The sequence below is a fragment of the Stenotrophomonas sp. NPDC077420 genome, assembly GCF_044543385.1.
Taxonomy (GTDB): Bacteria; Pseudomonadota; Gammaproteobacteria; order Xanthomonadales; family Xanthomonadaceae; genus Stenotrophomonas.
This window is the reverse complement of sequence record NZ_JBITVZ010000005.1, coordinates 258,498-272,226: the sequence shown is the minus strand read 5'-3', so window position 1 is coordinate 272,226 and position 13,729 is coordinate 258,498. Positions and strand designations below refer to the sequence as shown.

The 13,729-nt window shown below is 67.6% G+C and carries 15 protein-coding genes; 6 read left to right on the top strand and 9 right to left on the bottom strand.

What is annotated here, in order from left to right; all coding sequences use genetic code 11:
* The first annotated feature begins 9 nt into the window (after window positions 1-9).
* Window positions 10-1,311 carry a homogentisate 1,2-dioxygenase gene (gene hmgA, locus ACIGII_RS07700; protein WP_399636334.1) on the top strand — a complete coding sequence of 434 codons (1,302 nt, stop codon included), beginning with the start codon at window positions 10-12 and terminating at the stop codon, window positions 1,309-1,311.
* 21 nt (window positions 1,312-1,332) lie between these two features.
* Here the strand turns inward: hmgA and ACIGII_RS07695 are convergent, their stop codons facing one another.
* Window positions 1,333-1,875, bottom strand: a complete 543-nt coding sequence (locus ACIGII_RS07695; protein ID WP_399636331.1) for a hypothetical protein — start codon at window positions 1,873-1,875, stop codon at window positions 1,333-1,335.
* A 131-nt stretch (window positions 1,876-2,006) separates the two neighbouring features.
* On the opposite strand from ACIGII_RS07695, the gene ACIGII_RS07690 reads away from it, so the two are divergent.
* Together ACIGII_RS07690 and ACIGII_RS07685 are read left to right on the top strand one after the other, a co-directional pair.
* Complete coding sequence (locus ACIGII_RS07690) at window positions 2,007-2,630, top strand: hypothetical protein (protein WP_399636329.1); 624 nt, start codon at window positions 2,007-2,009, stop codon at window positions 2,628-2,630.
* Between the two features lie 77 nt (window positions 2,631-2,707).
* Window positions 2,708-3,658 carry a sodium:calcium antiporter gene (locus tag ACIGII_RS07685; RefSeq protein ID WP_399636326.1) on the top strand — a complete coding sequence of 317 codons (951 nt, stop codon included), beginning with the start codon at window positions 2,708-2,710 and terminating at the stop codon, window positions 3,656-3,658.
* 52 nt (window positions 3,659-3,710) lie between these two features.
* Here ACIGII_RS07685 and ACIGII_RS07680 read toward each other — a convergent pair whose 3' ends face one another.
* The 8 genes from ACIGII_RS07680 to ACIGII_RS07645 all read right to left on the bottom strand — a co-directional run bounded on the left by ACIGII_RS07680 (window position 3,711) and on the right by ACIGII_RS07645 (window position 11,720).
* Complete coding sequence (locus ACIGII_RS07680) at window positions 3,711-4,145, bottom strand: Na+/H+ antiporter subunit G (RefSeq protein ID WP_399636325.1); 435 nt, start codon at window positions 4,143-4,145, stop codon at window positions 3,711-3,713.
* On the bottom strand, window positions 4,142-4,426 hold the full coding sequence (locus ACIGII_RS07675) for a K+/H+ antiporter subunit F (protein ID WP_399636322.1): 285 nt from the start codon (window positions 4,424-4,426) through the stop codon (window positions 4,142-4,144). The genes ACIGII_RS07680 and ACIGII_RS07675 overlap by 4 nt, the downstream gene beginning before the upstream one ends.
* Window positions 4,423-4,929: a Na+/H+ antiporter subunit E gene (locus ACIGII_RS07670; protein ID WP_399636321.1), complete on the bottom strand. Its 507-nt coding sequence runs from the start codon at window positions 4,927-4,929 to the stop codon at window positions 4,423-4,425. Before ACIGII_RS07670 ends, ACIGII_RS07675 begins: the two co-directional genes overlap by 4 nt.
* The gene (locus tag ACIGII_RS07665) at window positions 4,926-6,461 is read right to left on the bottom strand and encodes a monovalent cation/H+ antiporter subunit D (protein ID WP_399636318.1); all 1,536 of its coding nucleotides are present in this window, start codon (window positions 6,459-6,461) and stop codon (window positions 4,926-4,928) included. Before ACIGII_RS07665 ends, ACIGII_RS07670 begins: the two co-directional genes overlap by 4 nt.
* Window positions 6,458-6,844 (bottom strand): Na+/H+ antiporter subunit C, encoded by a 387-nt coding sequence (locus ACIGII_RS07660; protein WP_399636315.1) that lies wholly within the window; start codon window positions 6,842-6,844, stop codon window positions 6,458-6,460. Before ACIGII_RS07660 ends, ACIGII_RS07665 begins: the two co-directional genes overlap by 4 nt.
* Window positions 6,844-9,672, bottom strand: coding sequence for a monovalent cation/H+ antiporter subunit A (locus ACIGII_RS07655; protein ID WP_399636312.1), 2,829 nt, complete (start codon window positions 9,670-9,672; stop codon window positions 6,844-6,846). The genes ACIGII_RS07660 and ACIGII_RS07655 overlap by 1 nt, the downstream gene beginning before the upstream one ends.
* Window positions 9,673-10,059: 387 nt before the next feature.
* Window positions 10,060-10,545 (bottom strand): DUF962 domain-containing protein, encoded by a 486-nt coding sequence (locus ACIGII_RS07650; protein ID WP_399636309.1) that lies wholly within the window; start codon window positions 10,543-10,545, stop codon window positions 10,060-10,062.
* A gap of 248 nt (window positions 10,546-10,793) precedes the next feature.
* Entirely contained in the window at window positions 10,794-11,720 is a 927-nt protein-coding gene (locus ACIGII_RS07645; protein ID WP_399636306.1) for a phosphoribosylaminoimidazolesuccinocarboxamide synthase, read from the bottom strand.
* 143 nt (window positions 11,721-11,863) lie between these two features.
* On the opposite strand from ACIGII_RS07645, the gene ACIGII_RS07640 reads away from it, so the two are divergent.
* From ACIGII_RS07640 to ACIGII_RS07630, 3 genes are read left to right on the top strand one after another with little or no spacing between them, the layout of a single operon-like run.
* Window positions 11,864-12,193 (top strand): DnaJ family molecular chaperone, encoded by a 330-nt coding sequence (locus ACIGII_RS07640; RefSeq protein ID WP_399636304.1) that lies wholly within the window; start codon window positions 11,864-11,866, stop codon window positions 12,191-12,193.
* Between the two features lie 39 nt (window positions 12,194-12,232).
* Window positions 12,233-12,910, top strand: coding sequence for a ribulose-phosphate 3-epimerase (gene rpe / locus ACIGII_RS07635; RefSeq protein ID WP_068854293.1), 678 nt, complete (start codon window positions 12,233-12,235; stop codon window positions 12,908-12,910).
* 2 nt (window positions 12,911-12,912) lie between these two features.
* A complete protein-coding gene (locus ACIGII_RS07630) occupies window positions 12,913-13,404 on the top strand; it encodes a GNAT family N-acetyltransferase (RefSeq protein ID WP_399636303.1) in 492 nt (163 codons plus the stop codon).
* Window positions 13,405-13,729 lie beyond the last annotated feature (325 nt).

The window sequence follows — 13,729 nt, the reverse complement described above, 5'->3', positions numbered from 1 at the left end:
CCTCCGACCATGCCCACCTCCCTCGAATCGCGCGGCTACCAGACCGGTTTCGGCAACGAATTCGCCAGTGAAGCGGTTCCCGGCGCGCTGCCGGTAGGCCGCAACTCGCCGCAGCGGGTGGCGCATGGCCTGTACGCCGAACAGCTGTCGGGCACGGCGTTCACCGCGCCCCGCGGCAGCAATCGCCGCAGCTGGGTGTACCGGATCCGCCCGGCGGTCACGCATGGGGAGTTCCAGCCCTATGCGCAGCCGCACCTGCACAGCGATTTCGCGCAGGGGGCGGTGTCGCCCAACCAGCTGCGCTGGGACCCGCTGCCGTTGCCGACCACGCCGACCGACTTCGTCGACGGCCTGTACACCATGGGCGGGAATGGCTCGCCCGACGCGCATGGTGGCGTCGGCATCCACCTGTATGCCGCCACTGCGGATATGCAGGGGCGCTACTTCTACGACGCCGATGGCGAACTGCTGATCGTGCCGGAACGGGGACGCCTGCGATTGCTGACCGAGCTGGGCGTGATCGAGATCGAACCGCAGCAGATCGCCGTGATCCCTCGCGGGGCGCGCTTCCGCGTGGAACTGCCGGATGGGCAGGCGCGCGGTTACGTCTGCGAAAACTTCGGTGCGCTGCTGAAACTGCCGGACCTCGGCCCGATCGGGTCGAACGGACTGGCCAACCCGCGCGATTTCGAAACGCCGCACGCGGCGTACGAAGACGTCGAGGGCGCCTTCGAGTTGATCGCCAAGTTCCAGGGCCAGCTGTGGCGTGCGGACATCGATCACTCACCGCTGGATGTGGTGGCCTGGCACGGCAACTACGCGCCCTACCGCTATGACCTGCGCCGCTTCAACACCATCGGCTCGATCAGCCACGACCATCCGGACCCGTCGATCTTCCTGGTGCTGCATTCGCCCAGCGACACCCCGGGCACCAGCAACATGGACTTCGCGATCTTCCCGCCGCGCTGGCTGGTGGCCCAGGACACCTTCCGGCCGCCGTGGTTCCACCGCAACATCGCCAGCGAGTTCATGGGGCTGATCCACGGCGCCTACGACGCCAAGGCCGAAGGTTTCGTGCCCGGTGGCGCCTCCCTGCATAACAGCATGAGCGGCCACGGCCCGGATGCTGCCACGTTCGAGAAAGCGTCCGCTGCCGACCTGAGCCGGCCCGACGTGATCAAGGACACCATGGCCTTCATGTTCGAAACGCGTGGCGTGATTCGGCCCACCGCGCAGGCCATGGACGCGGCGCACCGCCAGCGTGGCTATCAGCATTGCTGGCAGGGGTTGAAGAAGAACTTCCAGGCGTAATCACGTACGCGACGGCGGCGATCAGCTGGCGACCGCGCCGGGCTGCTCCAGCTGTGCCAGATGTGCCTCCGGCAGCACCTCGAACAGGCGCTGGCGTACGCGCTCGCAATAGCCTGCGGAGGTCAGCCCGGGCAGCGCGTCGAGGGCACTGCCCAGCGCGGCCACCACCTGCTCGTCGCTGCGCGCCTGCTGCAGGGTGTGCAACAACGCGGCGGCCTGCGGGTGCCGCTGCAGTTCGAGAATGCCCAGCAGGTAGATGCGCGCGGCCACCAGCGAGCGGCGGCGCTCGGTGACGGGCGCAGCACTGGCCGGCGCCGGGCCGGCAGCGGTCGGTGCAACCGGCACCGGCGCTGGCGTGGGCTCGGCCGGCGCGGCGGACACCAGATAGCCTGCCTGGATCAGCTGGATCACCATGGCCGATGCTTCCGGGCCGATCATCGCGGTGAGCTGGGACAGGTCGCGCTGCCCATCGCACAGGATCAGCAGGCGCCGCTGGCGCATGTCCAGGGGCGCGCGGTGGGCCTGCAGGGCGTCACGGGCGAGGTCGGTCTTGCGCGGTTGCATGGGCGTGGGTCGAAGCGGTGCAGGCCGAGCCTGAACGCCACAGGTGTAACGGTGATGACAAGCACGATATGTATGCACGCGCTGCACGTCCCCCACGCTAGCCTGCGAGCCACTGACAGGAGGGCGTGCAGATGAAGCAGCTGGCAAGCGTGTTGGCATTCGGTATGGCAATTGCGTTGGCGGGCTGCGACCGCCATCCAGAGCCCCCGTCGGCCGACGCCGACGCAGCGGTGGTGGAGCCGGCCGCAGACGCGAAGGCAGCTGCGGCACCCGCCACCACCGCCACTGCACCCGCCGCAGATGCTGCGGCGCAGGGTCCTGCGCGCCTGGATGGGTATGGCCCCCTGACCCTGGGTGCGACCCTCGATGAGGTCCGCACGGCCTGGAAGGAGCCCCTGCAGGGCGATGTCCCCGATGACTATTGCCACGCACTGCGCCCGCAGGGCAGCCAGGCCGATGACGTGATCCTGATGATCGAGGGCAAGCGGCTGGTGCGCTACGACGTGCGCAACGACCGCATCGTGGCGCCGGGCGGCGGCAAGGTCGGCATGTCGCTGGGCCAGCTGCAGACGCTGTACCCCGATCGCGGCGACCTGACCCCGCACAAGTACGACGAGAAGGGCCATAACCTGCGCGTGCGCCCGGCCACCGAGGGCGGGGCGATCGTCAACTTCGAGATCAACGGCGACGGCACCGTCACCGCCTGGCGGGTTGGCAAGACCCCGCAGGTGGATTACGTGGAAGGCTGCTCCTGAGCCACGGCACGGGGCCGGGTTGTACGCCGCGCCATGACTGGCCCTAGAATCGGGCCACGCCACCTGGGGATGCACTGATGATCGCTGCCACTGCCTGGTTCCTGTTGGGCCTGCTGCTGCTTGCACTCGGGGGCGACTCCATCGTCAAGGCCGCCTCCGGGCTCGCCCAGCGCTTCGGTGCTTCTCCGTTCGTGGCGGGGTTGCTGCTGGTGACCTTTGGTACTTCCCTGCCCGAGCTGGTGGTCAACGCCCGCGCGTTCGTGGTTGGCGCCGAGGAGCTGGCGCTGGGCAACGCGGTGGGCAGCAACATCGTCAATGTGGGCCTGACCCTGGCGCTGGCGGCACTTGCCGCGCCGCTGCTGGTGCGGGCACGCCTGCTCTCGCCGTTGCTGGTGCTGCTGGCGGTGGCCAGCCTGGCGGTGATCGTCTTCGGGTTGGACGGGGTGATCGCGCGCTGGGAAGGCGGCCTGCTGCTGCTGGGCTTCGTTGGGCTGCTGGCCTTCGTGCTGCGGTACGGTCGGCGCGAATCCGAGCCGGTACGCGACGCGATTGCCAGCTATGCGATGACCCGCACCGGCTTGTTCCTCAATGTGCTGCGGGTGGTGTTCGCCGCGGTGTGTCTCTACTACGGCGCGCGCTGGGTCGTGGGTGCCGCGCCGGTGATGGGCGCCAGCCTGGGCTGGTCGCCGCTGCTGGTGGGCCTGTTGCCGGTGGCGATCGGTACCGCGCTGCCGGAAGTCGCTGCCGCGATCATCGCCGCGCGCCGTGGCCAGGGGGACATGGTGCTGGGCCACGTGATCGGCTCCAGCCTGTTCAACCTGCTGGTCGTGGTCGGCGGCATGGCCGCGCTGCGCCCGCTGGCGCTGCCCGAATCGTTCGTGAAGCTGGAGTTGCCGGCAGCGATCGCCTTCGTGCTGGTGCTGTACCCGATGCTCAAGGGCGACCTGACCATCAGCCGGCGCGAGGGCGGCATCCTGCTGGTGGCGTTCGTCGCGTGGATCGCGCTGGAGCTTGCGCTGATCGGGTAGGGACACGCCGCGCGTGTCCGTCCATCACCGCGCGGACACGCATGGGGTGTCCCTACGTCTCCGGGGGCGCGACAGGATCCGTGCGCGTGGCGCCGCGTTCGTCGTCATCGCGCCCGTCTGGCACGTCGCGCGGCAACGGCGGCGGCAACTGCTCCCCCTTCGCGGTCTCATGCCCCGGCAGGCTCGGTCGCTTTTCCATCATCAGCGACAGTGCGGCCTTGGCCATCATGTGCGCGCTGATCGGTGCGGTGATGAACAGGAACACGGTGATCAGCAGCTCGCGTGGCTGCGGGTCCTCGCCCAGGAAGATGTGGTACAGCACCGAGCCGAGCAGCACGCAGCCCACCCCCAGCGTGCTGGCCTTGGTCGGCGCATGCAGGCGCTTGAAGAACGTGTCCAGCTTCACCAGGCCCAGTGCACCGACCAGGATGAAGAAGCAGCCAAACAACAGCAGCAGCGACAGCGCGACCTGGATGAAGGTGATCATTCGACGATGTCCCGGCGCAGCACGAACTTGCTCAGCACCACGGTACTGCCGAAGCCGAGCATGGCGATCACCAGTGCGGCCTCGAAGTACACCGCTGAATTCAGGTACATGCCGAACAGCATCAGTTCGGCGATGGCCGTCACCGAGAGCGTGTCCAGTGCCAGGATCCGGTCGGGCACGGTCGGCCCGCGCAGCAGCCGCCAGGTGGCCAGCAGCATGGCCAGCCCGACGACGTGCATGCACACCACGATGGTGGTCTGGATGAAGGTGAAACCGGTCATGGGAAGATCTCCATCAGCGGGGCTTCGTAACGCGACTTGATCTGCTGGATGAGCGCATCCGGGTCGTCCAGGTGCAGTACGTGCACCAGCAGGTAGCGACGATCATCGGAGAGCGCGGCCGAGACCGTGCCCGGGGTCAGCGTGATCATGCTGGTGAGCGCGGCGATGCCATGGATGTTGGCGATGTCCAGCGGCAGCCAGATGAAACCGGGATGGATGCGGCGCTCGGGACCCAGCACCTGGATCGCCACGCGGATGTTGGAGACCAGGATGTCCCACAAGGTCACGCAGATCAGCTTCGGCACCGGCCGCAGCGAGCCGATCCGGGCGAACTCGCGGTCCAGCCGCGCCGCGAACAACGGCACTGCCACGCCGAGCACCATGCCGAGCAGGATCTGGCCGACGGTGAAGCTGTCGGACATCAGCACCCAGAACGCCACCACCGTCACGCTCAGCGAGGGCGACGGAACCAGGCGGCGGTACAGCGATCGGCGGTGGTTCATGGCTGGCGGATCTCCGGCGGGGTGCCGCGCTCGGCGTCGACATACTGCGCCGGGTGCAGCAGCTGTTCGGCCATGGCGTCGGTGTACTGCATCAGCGGGTTGGCGAACACGCTCATGCCGATGCCATAGCAGAGCAGCAGCGCGGCGGCGAACAGCTCCACCGTGCGGGTAGGGGCCTTGCGTGGAGGCGGCGTGCCTTCCTCCACCGCCGGGACGCGCCAGAACAGCCGGATCCCGCCGCGGGTGATGCCCACGATGACCATCAGGCTGCTGCCCAGCACCGCGGCCCACACCACGCCGGTGTAGGGCGCGGGCATCCCCGCCAGCAGTGCCGCCTTGGCCAGGAAGCCGGACAGCGGTGGCAGGCCGGCGACGGATACCGCGCCGACCAGGAACAGCACCGCCGGGGTTTCCTTGCCCGGCATCGGCGCGATGATCTCCTTGCGGTCGCTGGCACCGCCGCGACGGCGGCGGATCAGGTCGGCGATGAGGAACAGCGCGGCGGCCACGAAGGTGCTGTGCGGCAGGTAGTAGAGGCCGGCCGACAGCACCTCGGGGGTACGGATGGAGAACGCGATGAACAACGTGGCCGCCGACACCACCACCAGGTAGGAGATCAGCACGCGCAGCCGCGCCGCGGCGAGCACGCCCAGCCCGCCCAGCAGCAGGGTGGCCACGCCCGCCCACAGCAGCCACTGGCTGCCATAGCCGGCCATCGACCCCGCGTCGTCGCCGAACCACAGCGTGCTCACCCGCAGCATCGCGTACAGGCCGACCTTGGTCATGATCGCAAACAGCGCGGCCACCGCCGCTGGCGCGCGTGCGTAGGCTTCGGGCAGCCACAGGTACAGCGGCATCAACGCAGCCTTGCTGCAGAAGACCAGCAGCAGCAGGCCCAGCGTGGCCTTGACCAGGATCAGGTGGGTGGGCGGTACCTCGGCGATACGCTGCGACAGCTCGGCCATGTTGAGCGATCCCAGCGACGCATACAGCAGGCCCAGCGCGATCAGGAACAGGGTCGAGGCAGTGACGTTGAACACCACGTAATGCAGGCCGATGCGCATGCGCAGGCCACGCCCGCCACTGAGCAGCAGCCCGTACGACGCGATCAGCATCACCTCGAAGAAGACGAACAGGTTGAAGATGTCGCCGGTCAGGAACGCGCCATTGAGGCCGACCAGCTGGAACTGGAACAGCGCGTGGAAGTGCGGCGCGCGCCGGTCCCAGCCCGAGCAGGCGTGCAGCAGGCAGGGAATGGCCAGCAGCAGGGTGGTCAGCAGCATCCAGCTGGACAGGCGGTCGGCGACCAGCGCGATGCCCAGCCGTGACGGCCAGTCGCCCAGCAGGTACACCGCGATGGTGCCGTCGGCAGTCTGCGCGAACAGCAGCGCCACCGACGCGGCCAACGCGGCCAGCGTGGTCCAGGCCACGGTGCGCTGCACCTTCGGCCCATAGCGGCGGTGTTCGACGAACAGCGAACAGGCGGCGCCGAACAGCGGAACCAGGATCGGCAGGATCACCGCATGGTTCATGCGCCACCCTCCCGTCCGGGCGCGGTGTCGGGCTTCTCGGCCGCTTCATCTTCGTGCGCGTCGACGTGGTCGCTGTGGTTGTCGCTGCGGCTGCGCATGGCCAGCACGATGCTCACCGCGGTCATCGCGAATGCGATGACGATGGCGGTCAGCACCAGCGCCTGGGGCAGCGGGTCGGTGTAGTTGCCCAGGTTGCTGTCCAGGCCTTCCTTCAGCACCGGCGCCTTGCCGGTGACCAGGCGACCGCCGGAGAAGATCAGCAGGTTGGTGGCATAGGAGAGGAAGGTCATGCCGAGGATGACGTCGAAACTCCGCGCGCGCAGCAGCAGGTAGATGCCGATCGCACCGAGCACGCCGATCGCACTTGCCAGGGCCAGTTCCATCAGTGCATCTCCCCGGTACGTGCCGAACGGCGGTTGGGATCGATCTCACCCTTGCGGGCAGTGCGGGTGCGCGAAGGCTTCACCGTGGCCATCATCGACAGCATCAGCATCGCCCCGCCGAACACCACCAGGTACACGCCGGTGTCGAAGCCGATCGCACTGGCCAGCGGTACCGTACCGATCAGCGGCAGCTCCAGGTCGAGGTGGCCGCTGGTCAGGAACGGCACGCCGAACAGCATCGAGGCGCTGCCGCTCACAATGGCGATCAGCAGGCCTGCGCCGATGCAGCGGATGTAATCAAAGCCGAAGCGCGATTCCACCGACGCGGTGCCCTGGATGACGTACTGGATCAGCAGCGGCACCGCCAGCACCAGCCCGGCGATGAAGCCGCCACCCGGCGCGTTGTGGCCGCGCAGGAACAGGAAGATCGACACCGTGAGGGTCAGCGGGAACATGATCTGGGCAAGGTCGGCCGGCACCGGCAGCTTGACCGGCGGCCCGGGCATGACCTGCTCCGGTGCCATCCGGGTGCGCCGCAGCATCGCGTGCACCACCAGCGCGGCGATGCCGAACACGGTGATCTCGCCAAAGGTATCGAAGCCACGGAAGTCCACCAGGATCACGTTGACCACGTTCTCGCCGTAGGCTTCGGGCAGCGCGCGCGCGACCAGTTCGCCGGCCATGGTGTTGGGGGGCAGGGTCATCGCGCTGTAGGCCATTGCCGCCAGGCCGCCGCCACCGATCACCGCGATCAGCGCGTCGCGCCGTTTGCGCCAGCGCGACTTCTCCGGCGGCGACTGCGCCGGCAGGTAGTTCATGCCCAGCAGCATCAGGACCAGGGTGACCATCTCCACCAGCAGCTGGGTCAGCGCCAGGTCCGGCGCGGACAGGAACACGAAGGTGAGCGACACCATCAGGCCCACGCCACCGACCACCAGCACCGCCAGCATGCGCTGCCGGTACACGAACAGCGCGCCCAGCGCGCAGGTGATCATCACCAGCCACAAGGCCCAGCCCAGCAGCGGAATCGGTTGCGGCGAGGGCCAGTTGGGCGACGCCGGGTTGGCCACGAACGGCGCGGCCGCCACCACGATGGCCACCACCACCAGCGCCATCAGCATGCGCTGCAGGCTGCCGTTGGCCAGGCCCTGGGTCAGCCGGTGGGCGAAGCCGAACACCAGGTCCAGCTGCTTGTGGAACAGGTTGCGGCCGGTACTCCGGGTGACCACCGCATACAGATCGATCAGTCTGCGCAGCCCGAAGTACAGCACGATGCCGCCCAGCACGCCGGCGATGCTCATCACCAGCGGCAGGTTGAAGCCGTGCCAGACCGACAGGCTGTAGGCCGGCATGGCCGGGCCCAGGATCGAGGACGCCGCCGCATGCAGCACCGGTGCGACGGTGATGGCCGGCGCCACGCCGACCGCCACGCACACCACCACCAGGACCTCCACCGGCACCTTCATGAAACGCGGCGGCTCATGCGGCACCCGGTCCAGGTCGAGCGGCCCCTTGCCAAAGAAGGTGTCGTGCACGAAGCGCAGGCTGTAGGCCACGCCGAACACGCCGGCCAACAGCGCCGCGATGGATACCGCGATGCGCATGGGTTCTGGACCCTGCGCGGTGATCGCCTCGGCAAACAGCATTTCCTTGGACAGGAAACCATTGAGCAGCGGAATGCCGGCCATCGCCAGCGAGGCGATGATCGCCAACGCGCTGGTGAACGGCATCAGCCTGCGCAGGCCCCCCAGCCTGCGCATGTCGCGCGTGCCGGTTTCATGGTCGATGATGCCGGCGGCCATGAACAGCGAGGCCTTGAAGGTGGCGTGGTTGAGGATGTGGAACACGCCGGCCACCACCGCCATCGGCGTGGACAGCCCGAACAGCAGGGTGATCAGGCCCAGATGCGAGATCGTCGAATAGGCCAGCAGGCCTTTCAGGTCGTGCTGGAAGATGGCGTTCCAGGCGCCGATCAGCAGGGTCAGCGCGCCGATGCCGCTGACCGTATAGAAGAACAGGTCGGTACCGGCGAGTGCCGGGTGCAGGCGTGCCAGCAGGAACACGCCGGCTTTGACCATGGTGGCCGAGTGCAGGTAGGCCGACACCGGGGTCGGCGCGGCCATGGCGTGCGGCAGCCAGAAGTGGAACGGGAACTGTGCGCTCTTGGTGAAAATGCCGGCCAGCACCAGGAACAGGGCCCACGGGTACAGCGCGCTGGCGCGGATCGCATCGCCGGCGGCCAGCACCGCGTCCAGTTCGAAGCTGCCCACGATGCGGCCGATCAGCAGCACGCCGCCGAGCAGGGCCAGGCCACCGCCGCCGGTGACCACCAGCGCCATCCGCGCGCCCTCGCGCGCGTCCTGGCGATGCGACCAGAAGCCGATCAGCAGGAACGAGCTGATGCTGGTCATTTCCCAGAACACCATCAGCAACAACAGGTTGCCCGACAGCACCATGCCCAGCATGGCGCCCATGAACAGCAGCAGGTAGCAGTAGAAGCGATGGGCGTTGTCGCGGGGGCTCAGGTAGTAGTGGGCGTACATCACCACCAGCGCGCCGATCGCCAGCACCAGACCGGCGAACATCCAGGCCAGCCCGTCCAGCCGCAGCGAGAAGGCCAGCCCGATCTGCGGCAGCCAGTCCCCGAAACTGCGCACCACCCCGCCTTCGAGGATGGCGGGGGTGAGGGCGGCGAGCAACGCCAGCCCGCCCACCGGTGCGGCCGCGGCCAGCCAGGCAGCAGTGGCACGGGAGCCGCGGCGGAGCACAACCACCGCAACCGCCATCAGGAAGGGCAGCGCGAGCAGCAGGAGCAGGGTCGGATTCATGCAGGGAATGCGGGATTCACGAGCAGGCCTTTCAGTCTAACAGGCGGGGATTTGTCGCCGATATACCCGATTACGCCATCAACTGCATGCAACGTGCGTGATTCATCTTTTTGCGGCAGCGGACGCGCTCCATTCGGGCCCGTTCAAGGCCGTATGGAACGCATCCCGCCCCGTTCAGTCCGTCCATGTGGCTCCCGTTCAGCCCAGCAACCACGGGGGCTGCGCCGGGATGCAGTGAGTATCAAGGGTGAACGCCCCGACGCCCCCCGAGTGCCACCCAGGGCCATGCTGGACCCGCTGCCGTGGAGCAGGGGTGAGCTTCATCTCGTTCAGGTTCGGCGGCCCGGAGGTAGTGCCACGCCCTGCGTGGCAAGCGCCGTCAATGCGTCAGTAACGCCATCCCATCTGCCGATAGCCCTTGGCCATCACCCAGGCCGGGCCGATCAACAGATAGGTCAGGTCGGTCAGGAAGCTGGGCTTGCGCCCTTCGACCTTGTGGCCGATGAACTGGGCGATCCAGGCGACCACGAACACGCCCAGTCCCAGCCAGCCCAGGTTGGCCAGGCCGATTTCCGCTTCCAGCAGGCGGCAGGTGCAGCCGCACACGAACAGCAGCGCCAGCATGCCCAGGCCGAGCCGGCGCGAAAGCTTGTTGTAGAAACACCACGCGGTGAACATCGCCAGCCCCGCCCACACCCCGTACTGGAACCAGGTGATCAGCGGCGGCACGCACCACAGCAGGGCAATTACCGACCACAGGATCGCCGGCACCGCCACCACGTGGATGCGCTGGTTGAGCGTGTTGCGGTGGTCGTCGGAATAGCTGGCGAAATAGCGATCGATGGGCCGCACAAGCTGGGTCGTGGTGGACATTGCGCCTCCGGAGTGACCACAGGATACTCCCGCCAGCGGACGGGTGGAGCGGGGTGGGTAGAGCGGACTGTTAGTCCGCTGCTCCGCCGCAGCCGACTGACAGTCGGCTCTACCCCGCAGCCGACTGACAGTCGGCTCTACCCCGCAGCCGACTGACAGTCGGCTCTACCTCGCAGCCGACTGACAGTCGGCTCTACCGTTGGAGTGCGGGCTGCCGCACTCCATGCCGCCGGATTCGACCGGCCGCATCAATCGACCGAAATACCCGCCAGCCGCTGCAGGGCCTCGGCGTACTTGGCCCGGGTGCGTTCGATGACCTCGGCCGGAATGCGCGGGCCCGGGGCGGTCTTGCCCCAGTCCAGCGTCTCCAGGTAATCGCGGACGAACTGCTTGTCGTAGCTCGGCGGGCTGGTCCCCACTTCGTACTCGTCGGCCGGCCAATAGCGCGAGGAATCCGGGGTCAGCATCTCGTCCATGATGTACAGGCGACCATCGGCGTCGGTACCGAACTCGAACTTGGTATCGGCCAGGATGATGCCGTGCTCGCGGGCGTAATCGGCGGCGAACTTGTAGATGCGCAGGGTGGCGTCGCGCACGCGCTCGGCCAGGTCCGCGCCGACCGTCTTCACCATCGCATCGAAATCGATGTTCTCGTCATGGTCACCGACGGCGGCCTTGGTCGAGGGGGTGAAGATCGGCTCGGGCAGCTGTTCGGCCTGGCGCAGGCCGTCGGGCAGCTCGATGCCGCTGACCTTGCCGGTGCGCTGATAGTCCTTCCAGCCGCTGCCGATCAGGTAGCCGCGGGCGATGGCTTCCACCGGTACCGGCTTGAGCTTGCGGGTCACCACCGCGCGCTTGGCATACAGCGCCGCGTCCACGCCCTCGGGCAGCACACTGGCCACGTCGATGCCGGTGAGGTGGTTGGGCATCAGGTGCGCGGTCTTGGCGAACCAGAAGTTCGAGACCTGGCAGAGCATTTCGCCCTTGCCGGGAATCGGATCGGGAAGCACCACGTCGAAGGCCGACAGACGGTCGGTGGCGACCATCAGCAGGTAGTCCCCCGGCGGCGTGCCGGCGGGCAGCCGTTCGCGCGGAATGTCGAAAACATCACGCACCTTGCCGCGATGGCGCAAGGGCAGGCCGGGGAGATCGGATTGCAACAACGTGGTCGGCACGGGCACTCCTGGGGCTTCGTCGAGACGGCTGTCCAGGGCACCCGGAGGGCCCGCAGGGACAGCGGGCGGCCTAGTGTAAAGCGGGTTGGGGCCGCTGTGACGTAAAATGAGGTTCCTTTGTTGCCCCGGCCGCCCCGACGACCATGCGCTGGTACGGAAAACTGCTTGGATTCATCGCCGGCGCCCTGCTTTTCAGGCCCAATCCGCTGTTTGGTGCCGTAGTCGGCCTGCTGATCGGGCATGCCTTCGATGCCGACTGGTTCCGGCTGAACAGGGAGAACCCGTACCGGGAGCTGGGGCTGACCTCCGAGGCCACCGATGCCGAGGTCGACCTGGCCTACCGGCGGCTGATGTCCCAGTACCACCCCGACAAGGTCGTCGGCGCCGCCCCCGAGCTGCGCCAGCAGGCCGAGCGCAAGTCGCGCCAGCTCAATGCCGCCTACGACCGTATCAAGACCCTGCGCAAGCGCTGAGCGCGCGCGGCCCCTCTCCACGTCCTGAAGGCCCCGGCCATGTCCAACTGCATCATCGCCCCCTCCATCCTGTCCGCCAACTTCGCCCGTCTCGGCGAGGAAGTGGACAACGTGCTCGCCGCCGGCGCCGACTGGGTGCACTTCGACGTGATGGACAACCATTACGTGCCGAACCTGACCATCGGCCCGATGGTCTGCCAGGCCCTGCGCAAGCACGGCGTGACTGCCCCCATCGACGTGCACCTGATGGTGGAGCCGGTGGACCGCATCATCCCGGACTTCGCCGAGGCGGGTGCCACCTACATCAGCTTCCACCCCGAGGCCAGCCGCCACGTCCACCGCACCATCCAGCTGATCCGCTCGCTGGGCTGCAAGCCGGGCCTGGTGCTCAACCCGGGCACCCCGGTGGACATCCTCGACTGGGTGTTGGATGACCTGGACCTGGTTCTGCTGATGTCGGTCAATCCCGGTTTCGGCGGCCAGGCCTTCATTCCCTCTGCGCTGGACAAGCTGCGCGTGGTCCGCCAGAAGATCGATGCCAGCGGTCGCGACGTGCGCCTGGAGATCGACGGCGGGGTCAAGGCCGACAACATCGGCGCGATTGCCGCGGCCGGCGCCGATGCCTTCGTGGCGGGCTCGGCGATCTTCAACGCGCCGATCAGCTACAAGGACGTGATCGACCAGATGCGCCACAACGTGGCCAAGGCGCGGGGCTGAGCATGGGTGCGCCGGCGCTGCAGATCCGCGAGGCCACCGCTGCCGATGCCGCGCTGATCCTGCGCTTCATCCGCGAGCTGGCGATCTACGAAAAGGCCGAATCGTCGGTGCAGACCGACGAGGCCGGCATCGTCGCCAGCCTGTTCGGCGCGGGTGCCAAGGCGCGCGCGCTGATCTGCGAAGCCGGTGGCGAGGCGATCGGCTACGCGGTGTATTTCTACAACTACTCCACCTGGCTGGGCCGCAACGGCATTTACCTCGAAGACCTGTACGTGAGCCCGGCCAGTCGCGGCAGTGGCGCCGGCAAGGCCCTGTTGCAGCACATCGCACGCCTGGCCGTGGCCGAGGGCTGCGGCCGCTTCGAATGGTCGGTGCTGGACTGGAATGAGCCGGCCATCAAGTTCTATGAAGCCGCCGGCGCCAATCCGCAGAGCGAGTGGACGGTGTACCGCCTCGAAGGCGAAGCCCTGAAGGCGTTTGCCGGCGGAGATTGAACGCCTATATGGCGAAGGCCATCATCGGGGCTATCAATGTCTGAGCTGTAGCCGATAGGTACACATGCCTTGCCACGAAGATGTCCCCGTAACAGAATCGATCCATCCAGCCCTCCAAGTACGCCCCCCTACTGATCGCGGGACGGCCGAAACGGGGGCTTTTTTTTGATCACGCTCCGCGGAGTGGTCCGCCATTCCGCAAGGCCTGGTCGAGCATATAGACGGGATGCGCTCGGTCTGCCCCCGGCCCCAAAAAAAAGACCGCACTCTTGCGAATGCGGCCCTGGGAATAGCGGGAGGCTGATCCTGCCTCCATCCATCGTCC

What these genes read in the sequence shown, in the direction of transcription:
- hmgA (WP_399636334.1), top strand. Translation starts at nt 10, where the DNA reads ATGCCCACCTCCCTCGAATCGCGCGGCTACCAGACCGGTTTCGGCAAC.
- ACIGII_RS07695 (WP_399636331.1), bottom strand. Translation starts at nt 1,875, where the DNA reads ATGCAACCGCGCAAGACCGACCTCGCCCGTGACGCCCTGCAGGCCCAC.
- ACIGII_RS07690 (WP_399636329.1), top strand. Translation starts at nt 2,007, where the DNA reads ATGAAGCAGCTGGCAAGCGTGTTGGCATTCGGTATGGCAATTGCGTTG.
- ACIGII_RS07685 (WP_399636326.1), top strand. Translation starts at nt 2,708, where the DNA reads ATGATCGCTGCCACTGCCTGGTTCCTGTTGGGCCTGCTGCTGCTTGCA.
- ACIGII_RS07680 (WP_399636325.1), bottom strand. Translation starts at nt 4,145, where the DNA reads ATGATCACCTTCATCCAGGTCGCGCTGTCGCTGCTGCTGTTGTTTGGC.
- ACIGII_RS07675 (WP_399636322.1), bottom strand. Translation starts at nt 4,426, where the DNA reads ATGACCGGTTTCACCTTCATCCAGACCACCATCGTGGTGTGCATGCAC.
- ACIGII_RS07670 (WP_399636321.1), bottom strand. Translation starts at nt 4,929, where the DNA reads ATGAACCACCGCCGATCGCTGTACCGCCGCCTGGTTCCGTCGCCCTCG.
- ACIGII_RS07665 (WP_399636318.1), bottom strand. Translation starts at nt 6,461, where the DNA reads ATGAACCATGCGGTGATCCTGCCGATCCTGGTTCCGCTGTTCGGCGCC.
- ACIGII_RS07660 (WP_399636315.1), bottom strand. Translation starts at nt 6,844, where the DNA reads ATGGAACTGGCCCTGGCAAGTGCGATCGGCGTGCTCGGTGCGATCGGC.
- ACIGII_RS07655 (WP_399636312.1), bottom strand. Translation starts at nt 9,672, where the DNA reads ATGAATCCGACCCTGCTCCTGCTGCTCGCGCTGCCCTTCCTGATGGCG.
- ACIGII_RS07650 (WP_399636309.1), bottom strand. Translation starts at nt 10,545, where the DNA reads ATGTCCACCACGACCCAGCTTGTGCGGCCCATCGATCGCTATTTCGCC.
- ACIGII_RS07640 (WP_399636304.1), top strand. Translation starts at nt 11,864, where the DNA reads ATGCGCTGGTACGGAAAACTGCTTGGATTCATCGCCGGCGCCCTGCTT.
- rpe (WP_068854293.1), top strand. Translation starts at nt 12,233, where the DNA reads ATGTCCAACTGCATCATCGCCCCCTCCATCCTGTCCGCCAACTTCGCC.
- ACIGII_RS07630 (WP_399636303.1), top strand. Translation starts at nt 12,913, where the DNA reads ATGGGTGCGCCGGCGCTGCAGATCCGCGAGGCCACCGCTGCCGATGCC.